Source organism: Pantoea sp. GM01 (assembly GCF_000282675.1).
Lineage (GTDB): Bacteria > Pseudomonadota > Gammaproteobacteria > Enterobacterales > Enterobacteriaceae > Pantoea > Pantoea nemavictus.
In genome coordinates, this window is the sequence record NZ_AKIU01000028.1 from 222491 (window position 1) to 246069 (window position 23579).

The 23579-nt window shown below is 59.0% G+C and carries 23 protein-coding genes; 6 read left to right on the plus strand and 17 right to left on the minus strand.

Annotation, left to right across the window (positions count from 1 at the left end; genetic code table 11):
• Nucleotides 1-62: 62 nt before the first annotated feature.
• Nucleotides 63-1019, plus strand: coding sequence for an agmatinase (gene speB, locus PMI17_RS07520; RefSeq protein ID WP_007887791.1), 957 nt, complete (start codon nt 63-65; stop codon nt 1017-1019).
• On the plus strand, nt 1019-2104 hold the full coding sequence (locus PMI17_RS07525; protein WP_007887792.1) for an iron-containing alcohol dehydrogenase family protein: 1086 nt from the start codon (nt 1019-1021) through the stop codon (nt 2102-2104). The genes speB and PMI17_RS07525 overlap by 1 nt, the downstream gene beginning before the upstream one ends.
• Before the next feature lie 113 nt (nt 2105-2217).
• On the opposite strand, the gene PMI17_RS07530 is transcribed toward PMI17_RS07525, so the two are convergent.
• From PMI17_RS07530 to argH, 7 genes are read right to left on the minus strand one after another with little or no spacing between them, the layout of a single operon-like run.
• A complete protein-coding gene (locus tag PMI17_RS07530) occupies nt 2218-3579 on the minus strand; it encodes an MmgE/PrpD family protein (RefSeq protein WP_007887793.1) in 1362 nt (453 codons plus the stop codon).
• Nucleotides 3563-4450, minus strand: coding sequence for a polysaccharide deacetylase (locus PMI17_RS07535; RefSeq protein ID WP_007887794.1), 888 nt, complete (start codon nt 4448-4450; stop codon nt 3563-3565). The genes PMI17_RS07530 and PMI17_RS07535 overlap by 17 nt, the downstream gene beginning before the upstream one ends.
• On the minus strand, nt 4443-5288 hold the full coding sequence (locus PMI17_RS07540; RefSeq protein WP_007887795.1) for a polysaccharide deacetylase: 846 nt from the start codon (nt 5286-5288) through the stop codon (nt 4443-4445). The genes PMI17_RS07535 and PMI17_RS07540 overlap by 8 nt, the downstream gene beginning before the upstream one ends.
• Nucleotides 5289-5300: 12 nt before the next feature.
• Nucleotides 5301-6122 carry an ABC transporter substrate-binding protein gene (locus tag PMI17_RS07545; protein ID WP_007887796.1) on the minus strand — a complete coding sequence of 274 codons (822 nt, stop codon included), beginning with the start codon at nt 6120-6122 and terminating at the stop codon, nt 5301-5303.
• Between the two features lie 16 nt (nt 6123-6138).
• On the minus strand, nt 6139-6903 hold the full coding sequence (locus PMI17_RS07550) for an amino acid ABC transporter ATP-binding protein (protein ID WP_007887797.1): 765 nt from the start codon (nt 6901-6903) through the stop codon (nt 6139-6141).
• 13 nt (nt 6904-6916) lie between these two features.
• Entirely contained in the window at nt 6917-7792 is an 876-nt protein-coding gene (locus PMI17_RS07555; protein ID WP_007887802.1) for an amino acid ABC transporter permease, read from the minus strand.
• A gap of 10 nt (nt 7793-7802) precedes the next feature.
• The gene (gene argH, locus PMI17_RS07560; protein ID WP_007887811.1) at nt 7803-9230 is read right to left on the minus strand and encodes an argininosuccinate lyase; all 1428 of its coding nucleotides are present in this window, start codon (nt 9228-9230) and stop codon (nt 7803-7805) included.
• Nucleotides 9231-9386: 156 nt separating this feature from the next.
• Between argH and PMI17_RS07565 the strand changes: the two genes are divergently transcribed.
• Nucleotides 9387-10358 (plus strand): LysR family transcriptional regulator, encoded by a 972-nt coding sequence (locus tag PMI17_RS07565; RefSeq protein ID WP_007887814.1) that lies wholly within the window; start codon nt 9387-9389, stop codon nt 10356-10358.
• Nucleotides 10359-10512: 154 nt separating this feature from the next.
• Here PMI17_RS07565 and PMI17_RS07570 read toward each other — a convergent pair whose 3' ends face one another.
• Together PMI17_RS07570 and PMI17_RS07575 are read right to left on the minus strand one after the other, a co-directional pair.
• Nucleotides 10513-11031, minus strand: a complete 519-nt coding sequence (locus PMI17_RS07570) for a GNAT family N-acetyltransferase (protein ID WP_007887816.1) — start codon at nt 11029-11031, stop codon at nt 10513-10515.
• Nucleotides 11028-11591 carry a helix-turn-helix domain-containing protein gene (locus tag PMI17_RS07575; RefSeq protein WP_007887818.1) on the minus strand — a complete coding sequence of 188 codons (564 nt, stop codon included), beginning with the start codon at nt 11589-11591 and terminating at the stop codon, nt 11028-11030. Before PMI17_RS07575 ends, PMI17_RS07570 begins: the two co-directional genes overlap by 4 nt.
• 151 nt (nt 11592-11742) lie before the next feature.
• Here PMI17_RS07575 and PMI17_RS07580 point away from each other — a divergent pair, with 151 nt between their 5' ends.
• Complete coding sequence (locus PMI17_RS07580) at nt 11743-12477, plus strand: MerR family transcriptional regulator (RefSeq protein ID WP_007887821.1); 735 nt, start codon at nt 11743-11745, stop codon at nt 12475-12477.
• Between the two features lie 170 nt (nt 12478-12647).
• On the opposite strand, the gene PMI17_RS07585 is transcribed toward PMI17_RS07580, so the two are convergent.
• From PMI17_RS07585 to PMI17_RS07600, 4 genes are read right to left on the minus strand one after another with little or no spacing between them, the layout of a single operon-like run.
• On the minus strand, nt 12648-13379 hold the full coding sequence (locus PMI17_RS07585) for an ABC transporter permease (protein WP_007887823.1): 732 nt from the start codon (nt 13377-13379) through the stop codon (nt 12648-12650).
• The gene (locus PMI17_RS07590; RefSeq protein ID WP_007887828.1) at nt 13379-14314 is read right to left on the minus strand and encodes an ABC transporter ATP-binding protein; all 936 of its coding nucleotides are present in this window, start codon (nt 14312-14314) and stop codon (nt 13379-13381) included. The genes PMI17_RS07585 and PMI17_RS07590 overlap by 1 nt, the downstream gene beginning before the upstream one ends.
• Nucleotides 14307-15473: an ABC transporter permease gene (locus tag PMI17_RS07595; protein WP_007887830.1), complete on the minus strand. Its 1167-nt coding sequence runs from the start codon at nt 15471-15473 to the stop codon at nt 14307-14309. Before PMI17_RS07595 ends, PMI17_RS07590 begins: the two co-directional genes overlap by 8 nt.
• Before the next feature lie 3 nt (nt 15474-15476).
• The gene (locus PMI17_RS07600; RefSeq protein ID WP_007887831.1) at nt 15477-16385 is read right to left on the minus strand and encodes an ABC transporter substrate-binding protein; all 909 of its coding nucleotides are present in this window, start codon (nt 16383-16385) and stop codon (nt 15477-15479) included.
• Nucleotides 16386-16600: 215 nt separating this feature from the next.
• Between PMI17_RS07600 and PMI17_RS07605 the strand changes: the two genes are divergently transcribed.
• Complete coding sequence (locus tag PMI17_RS07605) at nt 16601-18067, plus strand: MFS transporter (RefSeq protein ID WP_007887832.1); 1467 nt, start codon at nt 16601-16603, stop codon at nt 18065-18067.
• A gap of 85 nt (nt 18068-18152) precedes the next feature.
• Here PMI17_RS07605 and idi read toward each other — a convergent pair whose 3' ends face one another.
• From idi to PMI17_RS07620, 3 genes are all read right to left on the minus strand, one after another.
• Complete coding sequence (idi, locus tag PMI17_RS07610) at nt 18153-18686, minus strand: isopentenyl-diphosphate Delta-isomerase (protein ID WP_007887840.1); 534 nt, start codon at nt 18684-18686, stop codon at nt 18153-18155.
• A 239-nt stretch (nt 18687-18925) separates the two neighbouring features.
• Entirely contained in the window at nt 18926-20821 is a 1896-nt protein-coding gene (locus PMI17_RS07615; RefSeq protein WP_007887842.1) for a methyl-accepting chemotaxis protein, read from the minus strand.
• Between the two features lie 152 nt (nt 20822-20973).
• The gene (locus PMI17_RS07620; RefSeq protein WP_007887843.1) at nt 20974-22086 is read right to left on the minus strand and encodes a suppressor of fused domain protein; all 1113 of its coding nucleotides are present in this window, start codon (nt 22084-22086) and stop codon (nt 20974-20976) included.
• A 225-nt stretch (nt 22087-22311) separates the two neighbouring features.
• Between PMI17_RS07620 and PMI17_RS07625 the strand changes: the two genes are divergently transcribed.
• The gene (locus PMI17_RS07625; protein ID WP_007887845.1) at nt 22312-22608 is read left to right on the plus strand and encodes a hypothetical protein; all 297 of its coding nucleotides are present in this window, start codon (nt 22312-22314) and stop codon (nt 22606-22608) included.
• Here PMI17_RS07625 and PMI17_RS07630 read toward each other — a convergent pair.
• Complete coding sequence (locus tag PMI17_RS07630) at nt 22600-23469, minus strand: oxygenase MpaB family protein (RefSeq protein WP_007887846.1); 870 nt, start codon at nt 23467-23469, stop codon at nt 22600-22602. The genes PMI17_RS07625 and PMI17_RS07630 overlap by 9 nt on opposite strands.
• Nucleotides 23470-23579 lie beyond the last annotated feature (110 nt).

Here is a 23579-nt window from a genome sequence, read left to right on the forward strand (position 1 = left end):
AAGGATTTTTCCCGTCAGCCAACCGGGTAATGATGGGCTTCACTTAGCCGCAGGAGCCTATGATGACCGATTTCCCTCAGCCGCAAGGCGGTAATGAAATGCCTCGTTTCGCCGGACGCGGCACCATGATGCGTCTGCCCGCCGCGGAATCCCCGGCTGATTTAGATGTGGCTTTTGTTGGCATCCCGCTGGATATCGGCACCTCGCAGCGCAGCGGCACACGCTACGGGCCGCGTGCCATTCGCGCCGATTCGGTGATGATTCGCCCTTACAACATGGCCACCGGCGCGGCGCCGTTTGATTCGCTGCGCGTTGGCGATCTCGGTGATGTGCCGATCAACACCTACAGCTTGCTGAAATCGGTCGATATCATTGAAAGCTATTATACCGAGCTGAATAACTGGCCGATTATCCCCTTAACGCTCGGTGGCGATCACACGCTGACGCTGCCAATTTTGCGCGCGCTGGCGAAGAAGCATGGGCCGATGGGCCTGATTCATATCGATGCGCATACCGATACCAACGATGAGATGTTTGGCGAGAAGATCGCGCACGGCACCACCTTCCGCCGCGCGGTGGAGGAAGGCCTGCTTGATTGTCAGCGCGTGGTGCAGATTGGCCAACGCGCGCAGGGTTATGCCGCCGACGATTTTCAATGGGGCGTCGATCAGGGCTTTCATCTGGTGCCTGCCGAGCAGTGCTGGTATCGCTCGATGACGCCGCTGATGGCCGAGGTGCGCGCGCGTATCGGCGACGGCCCGGTGTATCTCTCTTACGACATCGACAGCTTCGATCCCGCCTGGGCGCCCGGTACCGGTACGCCGGAAGTGGGCGGTTTGACCTCGATGCAGGGGCTGGAGATCGTGCGCGGCTGCCGTGGGCTGAACCTGGTGGGCGGCGATCTGGTGGAAGTGTCGCCGCCGTATGACATCAGCGGCATGACCTCACAGCTGGCGGCCAATATCCTTTATGAGATGCTGTGCGTGTTGCCCGGCGTCCGTTACACAGAGAACAAGTGATGACACAACAGAATCTGGTGTTCCCGGCGCGCGTGCTACGCGGTGCTGGAGTGATCAATCAACTGGGCGCGATTTGTGCCGGACTCGGCCAGCGTGCGCTGCTCATTGGTGGCCATCAGGCGTTGCAGGCCGTGGAAAGCCAGGTGCGTTCGCAGCTGCTGGCCGCTAACGTCACGCTGCTGGCGCAAGAGTGGTTTGGCGGCGAAACGTCGATCACGCACATCAATCGTCTGGCCGCCATCGCCAGCGAGTTGCACGCCGAGGTGCTGATTGGCGTTGGCGGCGGTAAATCGCTGGATACGGTGAAAGCGGCCGGCGCGCAGCTCGGCTTGCCGGTGGTGACGCTGCCGACCATCGCCGCCACCTGTTCGGCGGTGACGCCGCTGAGTATTCGCTATGACGACAACGGCAATTTCTTCGATATCTTCCCGCTGCCGCAGGCTCCAGCGGCGGTGATTATTGATAGTGAGCTGCTGGCCAACGCGCCCGCGCGCTGGCTGGCGGCTGGCTTGGGCGATACGCTGGCCAAGTGGTACGAGTTCCGCGCAGTCAGCGCCCGTCATCCCGCGCGCGAAGGCAACGCGCGTTCTTCGCTGGCGCATAGCCGGATCTGTTATGACGTGATTGCCGAACACGGCCCGGCAGCCTATGCCGCGGTGCTGCGCGGTGAGAGCAGCGCGTCGCTCGATCAGGTGTTGGATGCGATTTTTACCTGGGCCGGATTGACCTCGCTGATGAGCAACGGCGCGCATGCTGCGGCTTCGCATGCGATTTATGAAGGCTTTACCTTCTGCGATAAAACCCGCGAGTTTGGCCACGGCTTGCTGGTCGGCTTCGGCAACCTGTGCTTGCTGGCGCTGGAGAACCGCACGGATGAGGAAGTGCTGGATGAGATGCGCCTGGCGCGCGACTGCGGCGTACCGCTGACGCTGCGCGAAATTGCCGATTTAGCGGCGAGTGAGCTGGCGCTGATTGTGCGTGAATCGGTGCACGCGCCGGATATGGCGAATATGGCCGAAGCGGTGACAGAAGCAAGGTTGCTGGCGGCGATTGAGCGGATTGAGGGGTTATCCTCCGCGGTTTGATGCCCTCACCCCGGCCCTCTCCCACTGGGAGAGGGAGACGCTGCCCTATGCATGTTTTGGCTCGATCAGTTCCCCTCTCCCGCTTGCGGGAGAGGGTTAGGGTGAGGGAAAAATCACCTAACCGCCAACAGCCCCACCACTTCGCGCACGTCGGCCACTTCCTCTAACTCCAGACAGATCGCTTCTAGCCGTTCGACCTGCTCCAGCGGCAGCACGCGCAATGCCAGACTGCGGTACTTCGCCAGCAGTGCCTCAAGACTTAACGGATTAGTCGGCGCGCCCGACGGCACCGGCACGTGCTGCTGCCACTGCGCGCCCTGCACGGTTTCCAGCCGCACCCACGGCTCATCGTCGCGGCTCTGCTGCTCATCGATCACCAGCACAATGCGCGCCAGCAGCGCTTCCACAGCCGGATGAAGCCGTTTAGCGTCGTCATAACTCGCCAGCTCGGCTGAGCCATACAGCGCGCGCGCCGCCAGCGCATAGGGCAAACTCATCTGCGCCGCGGCCAGACTGCGCAGCTCGCGTCCACCACACATCTCCAGCAGGAACGGATTAACGCCCACCACAATGCGCGCAATCTGCTCTACCCGCACATCATGCTGCTGCAGTAACCTACTCAGCGCATCAATAGCCGCGTGAGTGCCACGGCAGGATGCGTACGGCTTGATTGAGCAGCGCGCCAGCTTCCACACCTCGCCCAGATCCGCCGTCAGCGCCTGCGGCTGCTGCGTCTGTGGCGCTAAGGTCTGCAGGAAACCGCCCCAACGCTCTTCGAATACTGCAGCAGGCCCGCTGATACCGCGCTGTGCCAGCAGCGCGGCCTGCACGCCGCCTTCTGCGGCGCGTGCGGCATGCAGCTTTTTTGTATGCGAGCCGTCGTGGATAAAGCCCCATAAACCGCCGCTGAAGCTGGCGGCAATTCCCAGCGCTGAAGCACACTGCGCGCGATCCAGTTGCAGCAACGAGCACACCGCCGCTGCCGCACCAAACACGCCGCAGCTGGCGGTGGAATGCCATCCCGCGCCGTTGTGGGCGGAGTAACCGCCACAGGCTTCTAATACCCGACGACCAACGTCATAGCCAATCACCATCGCGACGAGCAGCGCCTGACCGTCCACCGGCTGCGTTGCCAGCGGCAGCGCAGCCAGCAGCGCCGGGATCACCACCGCACCGGAGTGATCGCAGCCGCCGGTATCATCCAGTTCATACATGTGCGCCGCCACGCCATTCAGCCATGCCGCCTGACGCGCATTAACCTGCTGCGCGCTGCCCCATACCTGCGCCTGTGCGTGCCCGCCCTCTGCATTAACCAGCGCCAGACACTCGCGCCAGATCGGGCTATCGCAGCCCGCCAGCGAGGCGCCGAGCGTATCCAGCAGATGACGTTTCGCCTGCTCCACCAGCGGCTGCGGCAGTTGTGCGAAGTGGGTCTCGGCGATAAAAGCCGCCAGTTGATCAAGCGTACTCGCCATGCGCACCTCCGATGATGCGGCTAAACACTTCCGCCGGATGCGAGAAATCATTCTCCGGCTGCGTCTGCCAGTGCGCCGCCACCTGCTCAGCGGTGGCGATCCACACGTTGTGCTGTTGCAGCGTGTCGAGCAGTGCACGCAGCAGGCCAATGCGTCCGGCGGTGCCGATAATTTCCGGATGCAGCCGCAGCAAATAGCACAGACCAAAGCGGTGGAAACCGTGGAAATCCTGCGTCATGTTCGCCAGCGTTTCGCCATAGGGCGCGATGCGCGATTGGCCTGGCGGGATCGCCGGGCTGAGATTAAAAGCAAAGTACGGCTCATCTTCTAGCGTGTAGTGCATCGGCAGCTCAACTAAGCGCGTGCCGGGATGGAAGTACGGCAAATCGTCGCCGCGCCAGCTCGATGACCAGCGAATGCCGCACTCAACCAGCGCCTGCGCCAGCCCCGGTTTCCACTGTCCGGCGGGTGTGCGGAAGCCGACGATATTGCGACCGGCGACCTGCGCCAGTTTGTCGCAGCCGCGCGTCACGCTGGCGATCTGCTGCTCCAGCGTCAAAGCCGAGAAATCTTCATGCACATCGCCGCTACAGGCGATTTCATGGCCATCCGCCACCATGCGCTGCACTAATTCTGGCTGCTCTTCGGCGACAATCGCAGGCATGCACCAGGTTGCTTTGAGCTGCTTTTCCGCCAGCAGCGCCAGCACGCGATCGACGCCGCGCAGCGTGCCGTAGCGCCACACCGACAGCGTTTTATCGCGCCCCGCCACCGCCGGAGCCTGAGTGAGAATGCCGTGAATATCGTTGAAATCGATAGTGAGGATCGCCGCCGACTGGAAGCCCAGCGGCCAGCGTGAAGGTTCAGTCATGCTGTTGCTCCTGCAAATACCACTGCGCCACCGCGTCGCAGCGCGCAAACCACACGTCATCGCGCGCCGTCATATGTTCAAACAGCTGTTCGAGCAGCAAAAGCCGTCCCGGCTGCCCGGAGATTTTCGGATGGAACAGCGTGGTGAGGCACAAACCTTCATCCATCGCGCCATCGAACTCGCGCTGCCAGTTATCACGCGTGTGCGCATAGCTGGCGATACGGTCACCGCCTTTCGGGAAATCAGGCTGGCGCGTGTAGGCCAGTGAAGCGTAATCGTCCATCTCCCACTTGCCGGGAATCTCCACCAGCGGCGTATGGCCCGCCACTGGAATGCTGTAGGGGCGATCGTCGCCGCGCATGCTGCTGGAGTAAATCACGCCCGCGTCGCGCAGAATCTGCGGCGTTTCGGCATGCCAGTCGCCCGACGGCGTACGAAAACCGCAGGCGGTGATGCCAAGATAGTGCTTAAAGATCTCAGCGGATTTCGCCATCACCGCGCGCTGTTCATCCGGCGAAATCGACCAGAACGATTCGTGGCGATAGCCGTGATAGGCCACTTCGTGGCCCTGTTCAATAATCGCCTGACACTGCTGCGGCCACTGCTCCACCACCCACGCCGGAACGAAAAAGGTGGCGGGAATCTGGAAGGCGCGCAGCAGGTCGAGCAGACGCCCGAGCGCGCGGTACGGCCCGTAAGCCCCAAAGGTAAAATACTCTGGCGTTGACCACAGGCTGCCATTCAGCATGGCATCGCCGGTAGGACCGTCGAGGTCAAACGCCAGCGCCATGCAGCCGCGTTTACCCTGCGGCCAGCGCACTGCGCCCGGTTGTTGCATCTGCGCGCTCCTTTAGCCCTGGTTGACCGTTGCTTTCGTTACGCCGTTGTCGGCCAGACCCCATTTGCCGAGGATTTTCTGGTATGAACCGTCAGCAATCATCGCGTCGATAGCGGCCTGCACTGCGGTGGTCAGCTCCGTCGCATCTTTACCAATCGCCATGCCGGTGTACTGGAAGGAGAAGGCTTTATCGAGTGGCTTATATTTACCCTTTTCCAGATCCATGATGTACGGCAAGGTTTCGCTGCCCTGCACCACGCCATCCAGACGGTTCTGACGCAGCTGGGTGCGCGCATCGGCGGTGCCTTCGGCGCCGACCACGATGATGGCGGGCTTGCCAGCCGCTTCACAGTGCGCTTTGGACCAGTTGGCAATCTCCAGCGGGAAGGTGGTGCGACGGCTGGTGCCGACTTTCTTACCGCACAGGTCCATGGCGCTGTTGATATCGCTGCGCGCGGATTGGGTGTAGAACTGCGGGCCGGTTTTGAAGTAGTCGATAAAATTCACCACCTGCTGACGCTCTTTGGTGTCAGTCATGCCGGACATCACCAGATCAACACGCTTGGTCACTACCGCGTTCACCATCTGCTCGAAGGCGATCTCCTGCCAGTTGATCTTCACGCCCAGCTTTTCACCAATCGCCTGGCCGAGATCGTAATCCACGCCGGTCAGCTGGTTAGTCGCCGGATCTTTGAAATCCATCGGCGGATAGTTCGGCATGATCGCGACCGTCAGCCCTTTCTCTTTGATGGCGGCAGGCACGGCGATATCTGCCCAGGCAGACGATTGCAGCAGCACGGCGGCACTGATGGCACTCAATAACAGCTTTTTCATATTCACCCCGGTCACGTTAAAGAAGAATCGCGTTAATAAAGTTTTTCATCCGTGGATTTTGCGGGTTCAGCAGAATGTCTTCCGGTGCGCCCTGCTCGATAATGCGTCCCTCGTCCATAAACACCACCTGATTGGCCACCTCGCGGGCAAAGCCCATTTCGTGGGTGACCACCAGCATGGTGGTGCCCTCTTTTGCCAGCTGGCGCATCACCGCCAGCACTTCGCCCACCATCTCCGGATCCAGCGCCGAAGTGGGTTCGTCAAACAGCATCAGTTTGGGTTTCATCGCCAGCGCGCGGGCAATCGCCACGCGCTGCTGCTGGCCGCCGGAGAGCGACTGCGGATAGTCGTGCGCTTTATGCGCCATGCCAACGCGATCCAGCAGCGCCATCGCCTCTTCACAGGCTTCTCGCTTCGGACGCAGCATGACGCGACACGGCCCTTCAATGATGTTCTCCAGCGCGGTTTTATGCGGGAACAGATTGAAGCGCTGGAAAACCATGCCGGTTTGCAGACGCTGACGCGCAATCTGCTTGTCGCTTAAGGCATGCAATTTATTGCCGGCGATGCGATAGCCCGCCAGTTCGTTGTCGACCCAAATTCCGCCTTTATCGACCTTCTCCAGCTGATTAATGCAGCGTAAAAAGGTGCTTTTGCCGGAACCGGACGGCCCGAGGATGCACATCACCTCGCCGTAGTTCACTTCCAGGCTGACATCCTTTAGGGCGTGGAACTGGTCGAAATATTTGTTCACCTTGACGGCGCGCACGATGTTTCTCATGTTTGGCTCCTGCTTACTGACGCTGACGATGGCCGCGTGAGAAGTAACGTTCCAGTCGGCTCTGCCCAAAGGACAGCAGCGTGACCACAATCAGGTACCAGATGCCCGCCACGAACAGCAGCTCCATCACGCGCGCGTTGGCGAAGTAGATGGTTTGCGTGTTGTAGAGCAGTTCGGAGTACTGAATCATGCTGGCGAGGCTGGTGGTTTTGATCATGCTGATAAACTCATTGCCGACCGGCGGCAGAATCACGCGCATCGCCTGCGGCAGAATGATGCGATGCAGCGCCTGCAGCCGTGGCATGCCGATGGCTTTCGCTGCTTCGTACTGTCCGGTATCCACCGACAGCAAACCTGCACGCACCACTTCCGAGGTATAGGCGCCCTGATTGATGCTCAAACCGAGCAGCGCGGCAAGGAACGGCGTCATAAAGCTGACGGTTTGCACGCTGAACAGGCCGGGAATGCTGATGGTCGGGAACACCAGCGCGAGGTTAAACCACAGCAGCAGCTGCAAAATCAGCGGCGTGCCGCGGAAGATCCACGCGTAACCCACGGCAATGTAATGCAGCACCGGGTTTGGCGACATGTACATGATGGCGGTGATCACGCCGAACAGGATGCCAAGCCCCATCGCCAGCACTGACATGATTAGCGTATTCACCACGCCGTTAAGAATCGCCTGCGCGGTAAAGAACTGGCCAACGAAGGACCACTCAATGTTGCCGTGGGCAAAGGCATTTACCAGCAGCGCCAGCAGGATAAGAATCACTGCGGATGCGGTAATGCGGCCGTAATAGCGGCGCGGCACCACCTGATAACGATCGAGATCGTAATGCGTCTGCTCGCGGCTGTTGTTTAAACTCGGCTCAATCGGCGTTGACGACATAAAAGCCTCCTCAGGCGCGCGGGCCAGCGTAATCTTCAGTCCAGCGCTGCTGGTCCTGCATCAGGGTTTGCAGACGCGCCAATTGCTCTCGCACCCGTGCCGGCGCGGTGCCGCCGTAACCGCTGCGCGCCGCCAGTGCGGCTTCCAGCGTCAGGGCACTGCGCACTTCTGGCGTTAAGCGCGCATCCACCGCCTGCAGCTGTGCATCACTGAGATCTGACAGGCCGCAGTTTTCACGCTCGCACAATTGCACCAGCTGGCCGGTGATCTCATGCGCCTCACGGAACGGCACGCCGCGCATCGCCAGCCAGTCGGCCACTTCGGTGGCCAGCGTGAAACCGTCTGGTGCCTGCTCGCGCATCACCTCGGTATTGAATTTCAGCGTCGCCATCATCCCCGCCATTGCCGGCAGCACCAGCAGCAGCGTATCGACCGCATCAATCACGTTGCGTTTGTCGTCGCTGAGATCGCGGTTGTAGGAGAGCGGCATTGCTTTCATGGTGGTGAGCAGCGCCATCAGGTTGCCGACCAGGCGGCCAGAGCGACCGCGCGTCAGCTCGGCGATATCCGGATTTTTCTTCTGCGGCATGATTGAGCTGCCGGTGGCGTAGCTGTCGTGCAGCTCGACCCAGCGGAACTGGCGCGAGGCCCACATGCACACCTCTTCGCATAAACGCGACAGGTTGATGCCAATCATGCTGGTGACAAACAGAAATTCGGCGGCGTAATCGCGGCTGGCAACGGCGTCGATGGAGTTCTCGCACGGCGCGAGATAGGCGAGATCGGTAGCGGCTTGCTCCGGCTGGCGCGCAATCGCGGAGCCGGCCATGGCGGCGGCACCGAGCGGACAGCGCGCGCTGCGGCGATCCCAATCCTGCATGCGTTCAATATCGCGAGCGAAGGATTGCGCATGTGCCAGCAGCTGATGCCCGAACACAATCGGCTGCGCCTGCTGTAAATGGGTGAAACCGGGCGCGACGCTTTCGGTGTGCTGCGCCGCCTGCTCCACCAGCGCCTGCTGTAATTCCAGCAGCGCGCGGGCGACTTTGCGGCCGTTGTCACGCAGGTAAAGACGCAGGTCGTTAACGGTTTGATCGTTACGCGAACGTCCGGCGCGCAGCTTGCCGCCCAGCGGGCCTAAACGTTCGGTCAGCGCACGCTCGATAAAGGTATGCACATCTTCATCGGCAGCAATGGGATGCAGTTGACCAGCACGATAATCGGCGTCCAGCGCATCAATCGCCGCCAGCATGGTGCTGAGTTCTTCTGCGCTTAGCAGATCGCCGCGCGCCAGTTCACGGGCATGCGCCCGGCAGCCCGCCAGATCGTAAGGTGCCAATGCAAAGTAATAATCCGGGCTACGAGACAGCGCGGTTAAACTCGCCGCCGGTGCCGCTTTAAAACGCGCGCCCCATAACAGTTCGGCATTATCAGACATGCTATTTCCCCTTACAGATAATTTCAGCGATACGAAAAAGAGATGAATGCGCCACTAGCGATAATAAAAACTTATTTTATGAACAAACTAGTAAATACCGCGCATTTCAGGTTCACTGTACAATCACCGCAATTATTCCGGAGTTGAATAGCAAAAATGGAAAGTAAAGTTTCCCAGTCCGGAAACAATGCAAATAATCGCAGCGATAATGCGGTTCTGGCACTGAGTAATATCGATTTAAAATTACTGCGGGTATTTAAATGCGTGGTAGAAGCCGGCGGATTAACCGCCGCCAGTCACGAATTGAATATTGGTCTGGCAGCAATCAGTAAACAGGTTTCCGATCTGGAAATTCGTCTCGGCATGACGTTATGCAGCCGCGGGCGTGAAGGTTTTGAGCTGACGCAATATGGCATTAACGTTTATCAGGCCACGCTGGAGCTGTTTGTGTCGCTGAATCTGTTTCGTGAGCGGCTGCACAACAGTCGCAACGAACTGCTGGGTGATATCGCCATTTGCGTGGTAGACAACACCATTTCTGACCCGCAATCGCCGGTCACCGCCGCGGTGCAACAGCTGCACCAGAAAGCGCCAAAGGTACAAATTCGATTACAAACCGCCCAATTAGACGATATTGAGCGCGGCATCAGCGAAGGCCGTTTTCATTGTGGGGTGGCACCGGTTTATGAAATGAAAAGTGATTTTGATTACTTTCCGCTTTATAAGGAATATTCAAAATTATATTGTTCTATGTCACACCCTCTATATTCAGGCTCGCGCGATAAGAGTATATCGCTGGAAACATTACGTGAGCAGAAAATCATTAATCATTTATATGTAACGCCACGCGACGATCGTCGCATCATCCCCTTGCAGGAGAGTGGTGTACAAGCGGTACAAGTGGAATCGGTGGCTATGTTGATTTTAACCGGCCATTTTATTGGTTATTTACCGGAGCATTATGCCGCCGCGTTTATTGCGCGCGGTCAGCTATGCGAATTGGGTGATGATTCAATTCGTCGCGAGAACCCGTTTTGTCTGCTGATGAAAAAGGGGCGCAAAATAAATCCGATTATTAAGCTGTTTATGCAGGCGCTGGGGATAGCCGAGGCAGAAGCGGCGCACTGAGTTGGTGCATGGTCGGGATCGTGCGGCCTGATGCCCTCACCCCGGCCCTCTCCCACGGGAGAGGGAGACGTAGCCACATGCTAGCTCGATGACGAATACAAGCTCGATCGATTCCCTCGCCCGCTTGCGGGAGAGGGCTAAGGTGAGGGGAAAATCAGCGCAACACCTTATACATCACCGTTGTCGCATCCAGCACACCTTCAGTCGACTCCGCATACTGCGGAATCGCCCCGGCAATCTGCCAATCCATCGACAAATACAACGCCGTCGCCACGTCACCGCTGCGTGTGTCCAGCACCAGCAAACTTTTGCCCTGCTGCTGCGCCAGCTGTTCGGCTTGTTGCATCAGGCGGCGGGCAATGCCCTGACGGCGCGCGCGCGGATGCACCAGCAGCTTGCTGATCTCAGCACGATGGCGACCATTCGGCATCGCGCTGAACCCCACCATCACCGTCGCCACAATCACGCCCTGCTGATACGCCACCAGCAGTTGGTTGTCGCCGCTCGCCAGGCTGTAAATTTTGTCCTGCCAGAAATGCTCAATCGCCGCGCGATCTCTCGCATCAATAAAGCCCACGCTGGCACCGTCGGCCACGCAGCCCTGCAGCACATCACTTAACGCTGCCAGCAGCGGCTGCGCCTGGGTGGCGCTGAGAGGTTCGATCTCAATCATGGTTTGCATACCACCAAAATGTAGCGCGCGCCGCCTTCGGCGTGGGCCTCGAAGGCGGATTTTCCGGTGAGATGAAAGCGCAAGCAATCGCCCGCCTGCAGCGTCCAGCGCTGGTCATCCATCAAGATTGTCAGCTCGCCCGATTGCAGCCAGATATGCTGCTCCAGCCCCTGCACCGGCGGTGCATCGTAATCAATGCGCGCGCCAGGACGCAGCACGCCCTCCACCAGCTCCGCTTTAAAATGGCTGGCGGGCGGCGACACGTTGCGGCGCTGAAAACCGCTGGCGGCATCATGCCACACCGGCTGCTGCTCCGCTTTCAGCAACAGCGCCGCCTCCTCTTCCACCTCGCTGAGCAGGCGTGACATGGTCAAACCGTAAGCGACACACAGCCGATTAAGCAAAGCGGCTGTCGGGCTGGTTTCAGCGCGCTCAATTCGCGACAATGAAGCCCGACTGATGCCGGTCGCCATCGCCAATTCATCTAATGACCAACCGCGCTGCACGCGCAATTCGGCCAGTCTTGACGCTAAGCGATCGTCAGTTTCCGAAGCAGACATCTTCACCTCTCAATTATGGGAATTAAATCTCACATATGAGATAACACTACGAATCCTCAACAAGGTCAAGTTGTACAACTAAAAAATCGTTGTACAACCCAGTCGTGGGGGTTAAGGTGTTGTTATGCAGGTCAGAATTTTTGAGGACTTTATGGCCTTATACAGTATCGGGGACGTAGCCGAACGCTGTGGAATCAACCCAGTAACGCTTCGCGCATGGCAGCGACGTTACGGTCTGTTAAAGCCGCAGCGCACCGAAGGTGGTCATCGGCAATTTGATGATGAAGATGTTCAGCGTATCGAAGAGATAAAACGCTGGATAGAGAGCGGCGTGCCCGTTGGCAAAGTGAAAGCGTTGCTGGAAGGCGCCACCGTCAATGTGCACGACGGCTGGTCGGCACTGCAGGAAGAGTTGATGAGCGTGCTGCGCCACGTGCGCCCGGCTAAATTACGCACCAAAATTGCCACTATTGGCCGGGAACATCCGGTGGATGCGCTAATCGATCACGTGTTTGTGCCGGTTCGCCAGCGTCTGGGCTTAGATCAGAACACCGCCCGCACCATGTGCAGTCTGCTGGATGGCGCATTGATTGATTATGTGGCGTTTTGCCTGGCAGGCGCGCGTAAGAAAGCCGGTAAAGATGCACTGATGATTGGCTGGGCGGTGGAAGATCGCACCCGCATCTGGCTGGAAGCCTGGCGCTTAGCGCAGCAGGGCTGGCGTATGGATGTGCTGGCGGAACCGCTGGACATGCCGCGTCCTGAACTGTTCCCCGGGCAAAACCTGTTTATCTGGACCGGTAAAAAACCGACGCGCCGACAGCAAGAGCAGTTTGAACACTGGCAGGCCCAAGGTTTTGCGATTCATCTGCACGATCCCGCATAAGCAAAAATCGCACACACGGCCTTTGCCTGGCGGAGTGTGCGCGTTATGATGCCGCCCTAAATTTCTTTTCTCAGGTCTCCTTATGAACTGGAATAAACTGCTTATCGGTTCCCTGTTCGCCATCATGGCGCTTGGCGGCATGGGCGGCATGATGCTGGTCGGCTACAGCCTTATTGTGCATACCAACTAAGTTTGCGTTGCACCCGCTCTAACAGACGATCGCAAATCAACGCCAGCAGCGCCACCAGCAGTGCCCCCTGAATGACATAAGCGGTGTTAAAACCGCTCAATCCGATGATCACCGGCGATCCGAGGCTTTCTGCGCCCACGGTAGACGCAATGGTGGCGGTACCAATACTGATCATCACCGATGTTCGCACCCCGGCCATGATCACCGGCGCGGCCAGCGCCAGCTCAATCTGCCATAAACGCCGCCACGGCCCCATGCCGAGGCCAACGGCTATTTCACGATTGCTGGCCGGCACGCTATCTAAACCCGCCAGCGTACCCTGCAGAATCGGCAGCAGCGCGTAGAGAAACAGCGCCATGATGGCGGGCGTCGCGCCAAATCCCATTACCGGCACCGCTATCGCCAGCACCGCCACCGGCGGGAACGTCTGCCCTGCCGCAGCTACCGTTTCCAGTAATGGACGAAACGCGCGCCCGGCCTGCCGCGTGGCAAACACCGCACAGCCCACGCCGACCACCACTGCCAGCAGGCTACCGCTTACCACCAGCGCCAGATGCGCCAGCGCCAGGCGCCAGAAACTCTCCTGCTGATAGAGCGGCCGCTCGAGCTGCGGAAACCAGTGCGCAAACAGCGGGCCGCTGTGCGGCAATCCCCACAGCAGCAGCAAAAAGGCCGCCAGCAGCCAGTAGAGTGGATCGCGTAACAGCCGCATCAGCTCGCCTCCTGCTGGCGCAGCAGATCGCTAAAGTGCAGCACGCCCAGCGGCTGGTGCTGCTGATCAACCACCGGGAGTTTATCGGTGCGGCGCGCAATAAACTGCGACAGCGCTTCACGCAGCGTGAGTGATTCGGCGATCGGTTCCGCATCGAACCATTCGCCGCGCCGTGCCGCACTGCCGGCGCGACCCAGTGCCAGCAAACGCACGCCAAGCTCGCTGCGACCAAAGAATTCGCGCGCAAAGTCATTCACCGGCTGCGTAAGCAAATCAATCGGCCTGCCCTGCTGCACAATTTCACCGCCATCCATCAGCACCAATTGATCGGCCAGCGTGAGCGCTTCGTCGATGTCATGCGTGACCAGCACCACGGTGCGGCCGGTCATTTTCTGGATGCGCAGCATCTCGTGCTGCAGCGCCAGGCGATTGACCGGATCGAGCGCGCCAAACGGTTCATCCATCAGCAGCAGTTCCGGATCGGCCGCCAGTGCGCGCGCCACGCCGACACGCTGCTGCTGTCCACCCGAAAGCTGATGCGGCATGCGCGATGCCAGGTGGCTATCAAGATTAAGCAGCGCCAGCAGCTCGTCGACGCGCTGATTGATCCTCGCCTGCGGCCAGCCAAGCAGCGACGGCACGGTGCCGATGTTCTTTGCCACGTTCCAGTGCGGGAACAGGCCAATCGACTGAATGGCGTAACCGATGCGGCGGCGCAGCGCGCGGGCATCCATGCGCTCAATCGGTTCACCGGCAAAACGAATTTCACCGCTGTCGTGCTCGACCAGCCGGTTGATCATCTTCAGCGTGGTGGATTTGCCGGAACCCGAGGTACCAATCAGCACGGTAAAACTGCCCTTATCAATCTTTAGCGACAGGTTGCGTATCGCCTCTTTCCCGGCAAACACTTTGCTCACCTGATGAAATTCAATCATGACGTCTCTCCAGCAGTGCCGACAGTAAACGCAGCAGTGCATCAAAAATCACCGCCAGCGCCACCACCGGAATTACGCCCAGCAGCACCAGATCGAGCGCGCTGCTCAGCAATCCCTGAAAAACAATGGCACCAAATCCACCCGCGCCAATCAAGGCGGCGACTACCGCCAGACCAACGGTTTGCACCACCACCACGCGCAAGCCAGAAAGCCACACCGGCAGCGCCAGCGGCAGCTCGGCCAGCCAGAACTGCTGCCACGCGCTCATGCCCATGCCGCGCGCGGTTTCGCGTACTTCCTGCGGCACCTGCTGCAAACCGGCCACCACGCTGCGCACCAGCGGCAGCAGCGCATAGAGCACCAGGGCAATCAGAGCGGGCGCAATGCCGATGCCGCTAATGCCCCAGCGCGCCAGCACCGGGAAATGCGCGACCAAACCGGCCAGCGGCGCAATCAGTAAGCCAAACAGCGCCACCGACGGCACGGTTTGAATCAGGTTCAGCACGCTAAACGCGGCGTTCTGCCAGCGTTGACGACGCGCAATCGCCAGGCCGAGCGGCAAGCCGATCAGCAGCGTCGGCAACAGTGTACCGCCGAGCAGCCACAGATGCTGGCTGAAGGCCGCGTCGAACACTGCCGTACGGTTGGCATACTCTTTCAATAACGAGAGACGATCGAGGTGACCGCTGAGTAGCAGCAGCAGCGGCAACAGCCAGATTTGCAGGTTGAGCACAATGCGCCACGGCGTGCTGGCCGTGATTTGCCGTACCGCTTCGGCCGCCAGCAGCAGCGACAGCGCCGCGGCGCACCATAAGCCGCTGCCAAACGCGGTGCGCGCCAGCGGACTACCGCTGTTCGCCAACGCCGTCGCCTGTTGCCCGGCGAGCCAGATAAGCAACGCCAGCATGACGTCGGCCGCCAGCAGCAAGCTGACCGCGCTGATGCGCCGCGCAGGCCACCATAATCCTTGCCACAGCCACAGCAGCGGTATCAGCAGCAACCCGCTATTCGCTACCTGCCAAAATAACAGCGGCTGCCCGGAAACCAGACGATTAGCGGCGAAGCTCAGCAGCGGCAAGGCAAACAGCGCCAGCGAGATAAGCGTGGTTAGCACCAGCAGCACCGGCTGCTGGCGGGGTCTGAGTAACAACGACGACACTGTTTACAGCAACTTATTCTGCTGTAACCACTGTTTCGCGACCTGACTGGCATCCTGACCATCGACCGCAATCTGCGCATTCAGCTGTTGCAGGGTTTTCTCATCCAGCTTGCTGAACACCGGCTGCAGCCAGTTACCGATCTCAGGATACTGTTTCAGCACGCTGGCGCGGATCACCGGTGCAGGCGCGTAAATCGGCTGCACGCCTTTCGGATCGCTCAGGGTTTGCAGGCCGAGTGCCGCCACCGGACCGTCGGTGCCGTACGCCATCGCGGCGTTCACGCCGGAGGTTTGCTGCGCCGCCGCTTTGATGGTCACCGCGGTGTCACCGCCCGCCAGCGACAGCAGCTGCGACTGCTCCAGCTTGAAGTTGTAAGCTTTTTCAAACGCCGGTAACGCATCGCTGCGTTCGATAAATTCTGCCGATGCCGCCAGTTTGAACGTGCCGCCTTTTTTCAGGTATGCACTGAGATCGTCCAGTGAATTGAGGTTATTCTTCTGCGCCACGTCGCCGCGCACCGCGATGGTCCAGGTGTTGTTGGCTGGTGCTGGCGTCAACCACACCAGCTGGTTTTTGTCAGCATCGAGCTTTTTCACCTTCTCATAGCCCTGCTGAGCATTTTTCCACGCCGCATCTTTCTCATCGTTGAAGAAGAAAGCGCCGTTGCCGGTGTATTCCGGATAGATATCCAGCTCGCCCGCGGTAATCGCGCCGCGCACCACCTGCGTAGTGCCGAGCTGGATTTTGTTAACCGTTTTCACCCCGTGTTTATCCAGCACCTGCAGGATGATATTGCCGAGCAACGAGCCTTCGGTATCAATCTTAGAGCCCACCTTCACCGGATCCGCCGCATGCGCCGCACCCACGCTCATGGCGAGCGCCATCATCCCCAATAAACCCTGCTTTATCATCTCGCTTCCCTCATTTGTTTTCATTGTGTGACTATCAAGCGTAGCCTGGCGAATAGCGATGGGCGCGGTCAAGCAGCTTACTTCGTGCTTTTTTTGCTATCGATAGCGGGTTAGTTATAACCAAAACGCAGCTCATATAACCAAATTGAATTTTTAATGCCGAGGCGGCGGCTTATGCTCACCGTCCCACTCATTACAATAAATTACAAAACATCATGACCGATTTAGCTTCTCCGGCGCACGTGGCGCAGGCAGGGAATACCCCCACCGGTGAGACCAAATGGATTCGCAGCGCGGCCGACGTTTCCGGTTTGGTTAATAACAGCGACGAATCGCGCAACAACGCGCGCATCGTCATCGCCATTGCGCTGGGCGGCGTGTTTCTTGATGCCTACGATCTCGGCGCATTAGCCTTTGGTATTAAAGACGTGACGCGCGAGTTCCAGCTCACGCCTGCCGGCACCGGCATGGTGGCCTCGGCGATCACCTTTGGCGCGATTGTCGGTGCCTTAATTGGCGGCTATCTCACCGATAAAATTGGCCGCTATCGGGTGTTTATGGCCGACATGTTCTTCTTCGTGGTAGCGGCATTAGCCTGTGCCTTTGCGCCGAACGAATACGTATTGGCGGGTGCGCGCTTCGTGATGGGACTCGGCGTTGGCATCGATTTGCCCGTGGCGATGGCGTTTCTTGCCGAGTTTTCGAAGCTGCGCGGACAAGGCAATAAAGCCGCCAGCGTGGCGATGTGGTGTCCGACGTGGTACGCGGCGATCAGTATCTCCTATCTGCTGGTACTGCTGCTGTATGCGGTACTGCCGGAAACCCACACCGATTGGCTGTGGCGTTTAATTCTGGGCTTTGGTGCGGTGCCCGCGCTGCTGATCATTGCCATTCGCAGCCGCTATATGAGTGAATCGCCGATTTGGGCCGCCAATCAGGGCAACCTGAAAGGCGCGGCAGAGATTCTGCGCAACGCCTACAACATCAACGCGCAGGTGGCGGAGGATGCCGATCTGACACCGCAGAAAGCGGTACGCAAAGCCAGCTGGCGCAACTACGGTGCGCTGCTGCAGGGCGTCTATCGCCGCCGCACTATTCTGGCCACCGTGACGTCAATCGCCTCATCGTTTGCCTATAACGCGGTGGCGTTTGGCCTGCCGGTGATCATCTCAAGCTTCTTTGCGCAATCGATGCTGACCACAATTCTGGTGTCGCTGGCGCTTAATCTGCTGTTTGCGTTTGTTGGCGGCTTGCTGGCGGTGCGGCTGGTGCCACGTCTCGGTGCGTGGAAGATGTCGGTTGCCGGTTACGCCTGTCAGTGCGTAGCGCTGCTGGGATTAGCGTTGATTGGTCGTCCGGAAGGTGGCGAACAAGCGGCGGTGGCGATTGCCATGCTGGCACTGTTCCTGTTTGGTCAGGGCTTTGGTCCCGGCTCGCATACCATGACGTTTGCTTCGCTGAGCTATCCGGCTTCGCTGCGCGGCGTGGGCGTTGGCTTCAACCAGACGCTGATGCGCGGCAGTTCAACCGTGTCGCTGTTTGTCTTCCCCCTGCTGGTTGCTGCGTTTGGTACTGGCGTGTTCTGGGTGATCTTCCTGGCGCCACTGATTGGCTTGCTGGCGCTGCTGGCAATTCGCTGGGAGCCGTCGGGCTACGACGTGGATGCGGAAGATTTTCAGTGATACCTAAACACTGACTTCACCGAGCGCACGTGTTGTAGCGGCGCAATTTATTGCGCGATAAATCGCGCCGCTACGGAGTGTGCAATTAAGCGGTCAGGCGGAAATCGCCGAGCGTATTGGGGATGCGCGGGAAGGTGTGCAGGAACCACGGCGTAAACTGCTCGGGGTTTTCTGCCATCTCCTGCTGAATTTGAGCAATTGAGCGATAGCACCACGCATCAGCCTCTTCCGGATTGAGTACCGGCTGCTCATCGCTGATGGCGAAAAACACGTGGCCATATTCATGCTCGGTTAAACCGTTGCTGAGCGGCAGGTTATAGCTGAGTTCAAACACCGGCGTTAGCGTAAGTTTCATGCCCATCTCTTCACGCAGACGGCGTTCGGCGGCATCACGGGTCGACTCTTGCGGATAGGGATGACTGCAGCAGGTGTTGCTCCACAACCCACCGCAGTGATATTTCCCACTGGCCCGACGCTGCAGTAGCACCTCATGGCGCGAATTGAACACGTAAACCGTCACCGCACGATGCAGCAATCCTTTTTCATGCACTTCCAGCTTTTCCATTTGGCCGATAGGGCGATCGAGGTGGTCGACGAGAATAACTTCAATGGCGGACATGACAACTCCTTCGGAAAATTCGCAGCTATTGTACACAACCTCCCCGGCGTTAATGGAGGAAATAGCGCACATTCCGTGCGTTAACGTGGGCAACGTAAAGCGTAGCAGCCTGCGGACAATTCAGCATAAAAAGGCGGAAAAAGGGGTTAACAGAGGAGATGCGGGCGGTGTGTGATACGGTCGCCGCCATCAATGACGACCGTATTGTGTAGCATCGCCATGCATGGCGACCGAGTCGATTACAACTTAAAGCTCTGCACCACCTGCTCCAGCTGGACGCTCTGCTGCTCCATCGCTTGCGCGGCGGCAGAGACCTGCTCAACCAGCGCGGCGTTCTGCTGGGTGCTGCCATCCAGCTGAGTAATCGCCACGTTGACCTGATCGATACCCATGCTCTGCTCGCGGCTCGCCGACATGATTTCACTCATCAGCGTGGTGACGCTGCTGACGCCCTGCATCAGCTCATCCATGGTTTGCCCGGCCTGCTCCACCAGTTGACTGCCGGTATCGATATTCGCCACCGACTCCTCAATCAGCTTTTTGATTTCACGCGCCGAGTTAGCCGAACGCTGCGCCAGATTGCGCACTTCCGAGGCCACCACGGCAAATCCGCGGCCCTGCTCACCGGCTCGTGCGGCTTCTACCGCCGCATTGAGCGCCAGGATATTGGTCTGGAAAGCGATGCTGTCGATGACGCTAATGATATCCACCACTTTACGCGACGATTGGTTAATCGCTCCCATGGTGCTCACCACCTGACGCACCACTTCGGTACCGCGCGCGGCGACTTGTGAAGCGCCGTCGGCCAGCTGATTGGCGTGCGTGGCGTTATCGGCGTTCTGCCGTACGGTGCCGGTCAGCTCTTCCATCGACGCGGCGGTCTCCACGATCGAACTGGCCTGCGACTCCGTGCGCGCTGAGAGATCGGCGTTGCCGCTGGCGATTTCACGCGAAGCGGAGGTGATCGCCAGCGCGCTGTCGCCCACCTGGCGCATCAGCCCCTGCAGATAAGCGATGAACTGGTTAAAGCTCTGCGCCACGGCGTTGAATTCCGGGCTATTGCTGGCAGGCAGACGCTGCGTCAGATCGGCACCGCCGGTCGACAAGGCTTCGATGTTGCGATGCAGCAACGCCAGGCGTTTCATCATCGCCCGCACGAAACCGAGCAGCACCAGCAGCAGGATCACCGCCAGCGGGATCTGCACCAGACCCAGACGCGTCAACATGCTATGCGTCTGCGCATCCAGCAAACTGGAGGGCACATCACTGGCGAGATACCACGGGCTGCCAGCTATCGCCTGCAGGAACAGCGTGTGTTCACCATCTTCCCCTGCAAAGGTGGTTTGTGTCGGCTGGCTGCCCGCCTGCGCTAACAAGCCTTTCAACGCGGCGGCCATCGGCAATTGCGTATCCGCAAGATTTTCCAGCTTCGGCGCACCCTCCACCAGCGCGGCGTTGCCGACCACTTTGCCATCGGCCTCAACGATCAGCACGCGGCCCTGAATCGCCTCGCCCATCTGTTTTGCCAGCTGGTTGAAGAAGCCCAGCGTCACATCAATCGTCGCGACGCCCCACGCGGTGCCGTCGCGATAAATCGCCATGGCGCAGTTGGTACGCGGCTGCGGGCTGGCGGCATCCTGATAGGCTTTCGCCCAGGCGCACTGACCTTTAGCGGCGGCCAGACCATCTTTGTACCAGGACTGCTCCCAGTACTTGTCGGCGGCGTCTGAGTTCCAGTAGGTGTTGACCTGCAGCTGATTGCTGGCGTTACGCGCAAAGAACGAGCTGTTTTTCTCTTTCGCCGGATCGCGACGATTCGGTAATGGCCAGATGCCACCGCCGAACACATTGCTGTCCTGATATTGGTTGACTAAGGCGGGTAGCAAGGTATCGATGGTCGCGCTGTCCATCACACCAGCCGCTTCAGTGATAGCACGCTGCTGCGCCTGCACACGGTTCATCTGCTCGATGATGCGTCCGGCCAGGCCGTCCACTTCGTAGCGCACCAGACGACTTTCATTATGAGAGAGCTGCGGGGCGATAAACTGATTGATCACCAGCACGGTAATCAGCATTAGCCCGGCAAAAAAGGCGACCAGCGTCGCGGTGAAACGGGATTGTGTTGTTTTGAACATTATGTGTGCCCTTACCCTGGTTGGCGAGTTGCCTGATCGAGGTTAACGGCGTGTTAATGGGGATCTTGAGGTGAGCGCGATCACAAAGCAGTGAAATAGTTGATTTGAGTGATAATTTAAAATCGTAGGGTCGGCATTAATGCCGACCGGGTTTAGGGTGCGGGCGGCTCCACCACTTCCTGACGCGGGCGGAAAATATGATTATTCCCGTCCGCCAGCAAACGCTGCAGTAACTGCTGGCCACCGCGATCGTCGGCTTGTGCGAACTGACGTTCGGCTTCGGTTATCGGCGTTGACCACAGCAAATTCACCCGGTCACCATCGCGTTTCGGCAGGCGAAACTGCGCGGCTTCCGGCGCCAAATCATTGGCCAGCAGGAAGCTTTCGAAACCCACCGGTGCCACTTCTGATGCCAGCGTATGGCCTTCGCCAATCCACGTCAGCCGCGCCCACGGCAGATGCGCAAACTCAGCCAGCGCGCTCGCCATCTGCACCGCATTGGCTTCGGTCATCACTTCTCCGTCTACGGCCATCGCCAGTTCAACGCGGCGATACTGCGGCGCCAGCTCATCAAACAGGTGATCCACCTGCGGCATTGGGCGAATCCCCATACCGAGAGTGAGAAAAACCCAAACGCCGTTGTGTAAATGCTGCGAAATCGCCATCGGCGGCCAGTTGCCTTGATCGATGGAGTAATACTTGACCGATTCGCCAAACTGCGCCTGATAACACTGCATCAGCTCGCGCTGCACCACATCCCACAGATGCCCGTCGTGCCAGTCGCGCCAGAAATGACGCTGCTGTTCGGCCCGCGCGTAATGGTCGTTGGTCGAAGCCGAACCAAGCGGTGCGGTCAGGCGATTCTCTTTGATACAGGCGGCAGAGAAACTCACCTGCTTGTCCTGATACAGGCTCCAGCCGGGGATTACCGCCAGCAGCTGACCGTAATACCATAACGCCGCACCGTCATCGCTTGGCTCCCACAGCACCTGTAATCCGGCCGGATCGAGCATTGGCTCAGCTTCCAGCGTACGGCAGTACTCCGCACTCAGCAGCGGCGCTATGCCCTGCTCCATCGCTTCACGATCTTCCTGCGCCGGCGCAGGCAGCAGATTGCGCAGCCAGCAGCCGCGCACCGCATATTGGCTGCGAAACAGGTCGTTCGGCCAGATATAAAAATAGGCCGTACGCGCGTCCTGTTCGACGATAGCGGTTAGTGTGTGTTGCTGATTCGGCACCTCAGCAATCAGAGGTTGGTGGGTCATAACGCCTCGATATTACCTGGAGGAATCCATTTTCCCCGAGAATAGAGCAGGATCGGCACTCGTGCCATGTGACACAAGGGTAAAACTCTCAAAGTGCGTGCAGGCGTAAATGAAAACGGCGGTTCAGTGCCAGCATAACGCGCTGACACGTTTCAAATTATTTCGCGATTCTTTTGCCGTCACGCATGGTATCGTCGGCGCATTCCTCTGTGCGGAGCTGCCGATATGGTGCTGCAAAACCTCGATTTGAACCTGCGTGACGTGGTTATCTGCGCGATGTTAGTGTGGCTGTTTATACGCTATACGTGGGTAATGTCGTCGCTGAGCATCATGCTGGCGGGCGCCGCACTGCTGGTGTTGTTGCCCACGGATATTTACTTCAGTTTATTACCGCTGGCGCTGATTGGCGTCGGGCTTGGTATGTTGATCCATCATCATCAGCAACGTCGGCTGGCGCTGCAGCGCGAAGCGCGCACCCCACGCACCTATACCAAAAAGCAGGACGAGCTTAATCTACCCTGAACGGCCCATGCGCTGCATGGCACGCGTGTAGGCGCCGCGCTGAATTGACCAGCGCAGCAGCCCGGCAAGCACCGCAATTTCCCGATCCACCCGCCACTGATTGACCGGCCCAATCGGCTGCTGGATCTGCTGTTGCGCCCAGGTTGGCAGCAACCCCATTCCCGCTTTCAGCATCACCTGCATGGCCGGCTTTGCCTGCCAGCTTGGCGCAGGCGCATTGATTAATAGCTGCATCACTTCCAGCGTGCGCTCATCGCAGATCAGCTCAGGGCGCATTCTCTGTAAATAGTTCTCAACCGCCGGTACGCTTTTCGGCACCTGCTGCGCGCCGAGCGCTTCGGCAATCAGCGCCGCTTCCTGATAATAGCGATCCTGATCTTCCCGGCTGAGCTGCGGATTTTTGTAGCGAAGATGCGCCGCCAGAAAGCGGCTGGTCTCGGCAACGTGCACCCAGGTCAGCAGATGCGGATCGCTGGCGGCATAAGGCTTGCCGGCGTTGTCGATGCCGGTAACGCGTAGGTGAATACGTTTGACGCGCTCAATCAGAATATTGGCATCCACGGTATTGCCGAAGGTGGTGACGGCGATAAACTGGCTGGTACGCCGCAGGCGGCCCATCATGTCCTGACGGAAGTTGGAGTGATCCCACACGCCGGCCAGCGCCGCCGGATGCAGCATCTGCAACATTAAGGCGCTGATACCGCCGCACAGCATCGCCGTGAAATCGCCGTGCACGCGCCAGATAACGTGATCCGGACCAAACAAGCCAGGATCGCCGGGCGGTTGCGAGATATCAAATTCATTGAGTGACAGGCCGTTGAGGCGGAAGACTTGCTGTTGGATACGTTCGCGGATGTTCATGGGTTTCGATTTGTGCGGTTAGGCCCTCACCCCGGCCCTCTCCCGCAAGCGGGCGAGGGAGAGGATTGTGCTCGGATTGAAAACGCCGCACCCATAGGTTCCCTCTCCCG

What these genes read in the sequence shown, in the direction of transcription:
- speB (WP_007887791.1), top strand. Translation starts at nt 63, where the DNA reads ATGACCGATTTCCCTCAGCCGCAAGGCGGTAATGAAATGCCTCGTTTC.
- PMI17_RS07525 (WP_007887792.1), top strand. Translation starts at nt 1,019, where the DNA reads ATGACACAACAGAATCTGGTGTTCCCGGCGCGCGTGCTACGCGGTGCT.
- PMI17_RS07530 (WP_007887793.1), bottom strand. Translation starts at nt 3,579, where the DNA reads ATGGCGAGTACGCTTGATCAACTGGCGGCTTTTATCGCCGAGACCCAC.
- PMI17_RS07535 (WP_007887794.1), bottom strand. Translation starts at nt 4,450, where the DNA reads ATGACTGAACCTTCACGCTGGCCGCTGGGCTTCCAGTCGGCGGCGATC.
- PMI17_RS07540 (WP_007887795.1), bottom strand. Translation starts at nt 5,288, where the DNA reads ATGCAACAACCGGGCGCAGTGCGCTGGCCGCAGGGTAAACGCGGCTGC.
- PMI17_RS07545 (WP_007887796.1), bottom strand. Translation starts at nt 6,122, where the DNA reads ATGAAAAAGCTGTTATTGAGTGCCATCAGTGCCGCCGTGCTGCTGCAA.
- PMI17_RS07550 (WP_007887797.1), bottom strand. Translation starts at nt 6,903, where the DNA reads ATGAGAAACATCGTGCGCGCCGTCAAGGTGAACAAATATTTCGACCAG.
- PMI17_RS07555 (WP_007887802.1), bottom strand. Translation starts at nt 7,792, where the DNA reads ATGTCGTCAACGCCGATTGAGCCGAGTTTAAACAACAGCCGCGAGCAG.
- argH (WP_007887811.1), bottom strand. Translation starts at nt 9,230, where the DNA reads ATGTCTGATAATGCCGAACTGTTATGGGGCGCGCGTTTTAAAGCGGCA.
- PMI17_RS07565 (WP_007887814.1), top strand. Translation starts at nt 9,387, where the DNA reads ATGGAAAGTAAAGTTTCCCAGTCCGGAAACAATGCAAATAATCGCAGC.
- PMI17_RS07570 (WP_007887816.1), bottom strand. Translation starts at nt 11,031, where the DNA reads ATGATTGAGATCGAACCTCTCAGCGCCACCCAGGCGCAGCCGCTGCTG.
- PMI17_RS07575 (WP_007887818.1), bottom strand. Translation starts at nt 11,591, where the DNA reads ATGTCTGCTTCGGAAACTGACGATCGCTTAGCGTCAAGACTGGCCGAA.
- PMI17_RS07580 (WP_007887821.1), top strand. Translation starts at nt 11,743, where the DNA reads ATGGCCTTATACAGTATCGGGGACGTAGCCGAACGCTGTGGAATCAAC.
- PMI17_RS07585 (WP_007887823.1), bottom strand. Translation starts at nt 13,379, where the DNA reads ATGCGGCTGTTACGCGATCCACTCTACTGGCTGCTGGCGGCCTTTTTG.
- PMI17_RS07590 (WP_007887828.1), bottom strand. Translation starts at nt 14,314, where the DNA reads ATGATTGAATTTCATCAGGTGAGCAAAGTGTTTGCCGGGAAAGAGGCG.
- PMI17_RS07600 (WP_007887831.1), bottom strand. Translation starts at nt 16,385, where the DNA reads ATGATAAAGCAGGGTTTATTGGGGATGATGGCGCTCGCCATGAGCGTG.
- PMI17_RS07605 (WP_007887832.1), top strand. Translation starts at nt 16,601, where the DNA reads ATGACCGATTTAGCTTCTCCGGCGCACGTGGCGCAGGCAGGGAATACC.
- idi (WP_007887840.1), bottom strand. Translation starts at nt 18,686, where the DNA reads ATGTCCGCCATTGAAGTTATTCTCGTCGACCACCTCGATCGCCCTATC.
- PMI17_RS07615 (WP_007887842.1), bottom strand. Translation starts at nt 20,821, where the DNA reads ATGTTCAAAACAACACAATCCCGTTTCACCGCGACGCTGGTCGCCTTT.
- PMI17_RS07620 (WP_007887843.1), bottom strand. Translation starts at nt 22,086, where the DNA reads ATGACCCACCAACCTCTGATTGCTGAGGTGCCGAATCAGCAACACACA.
- PMI17_RS07625 (WP_007887845.1), top strand. Translation starts at nt 22,312, where the DNA reads ATGGTGCTGCAAAACCTCGATTTGAACCTGCGTGACGTGGTTATCTGC.
- PMI17_RS07630 (WP_007887846.1), bottom strand. Translation starts at nt 23,469, where the DNA reads ATGAACATCCGCGAACGTATCCAACAGCAAGTCTTCCGCCTCAACGGC.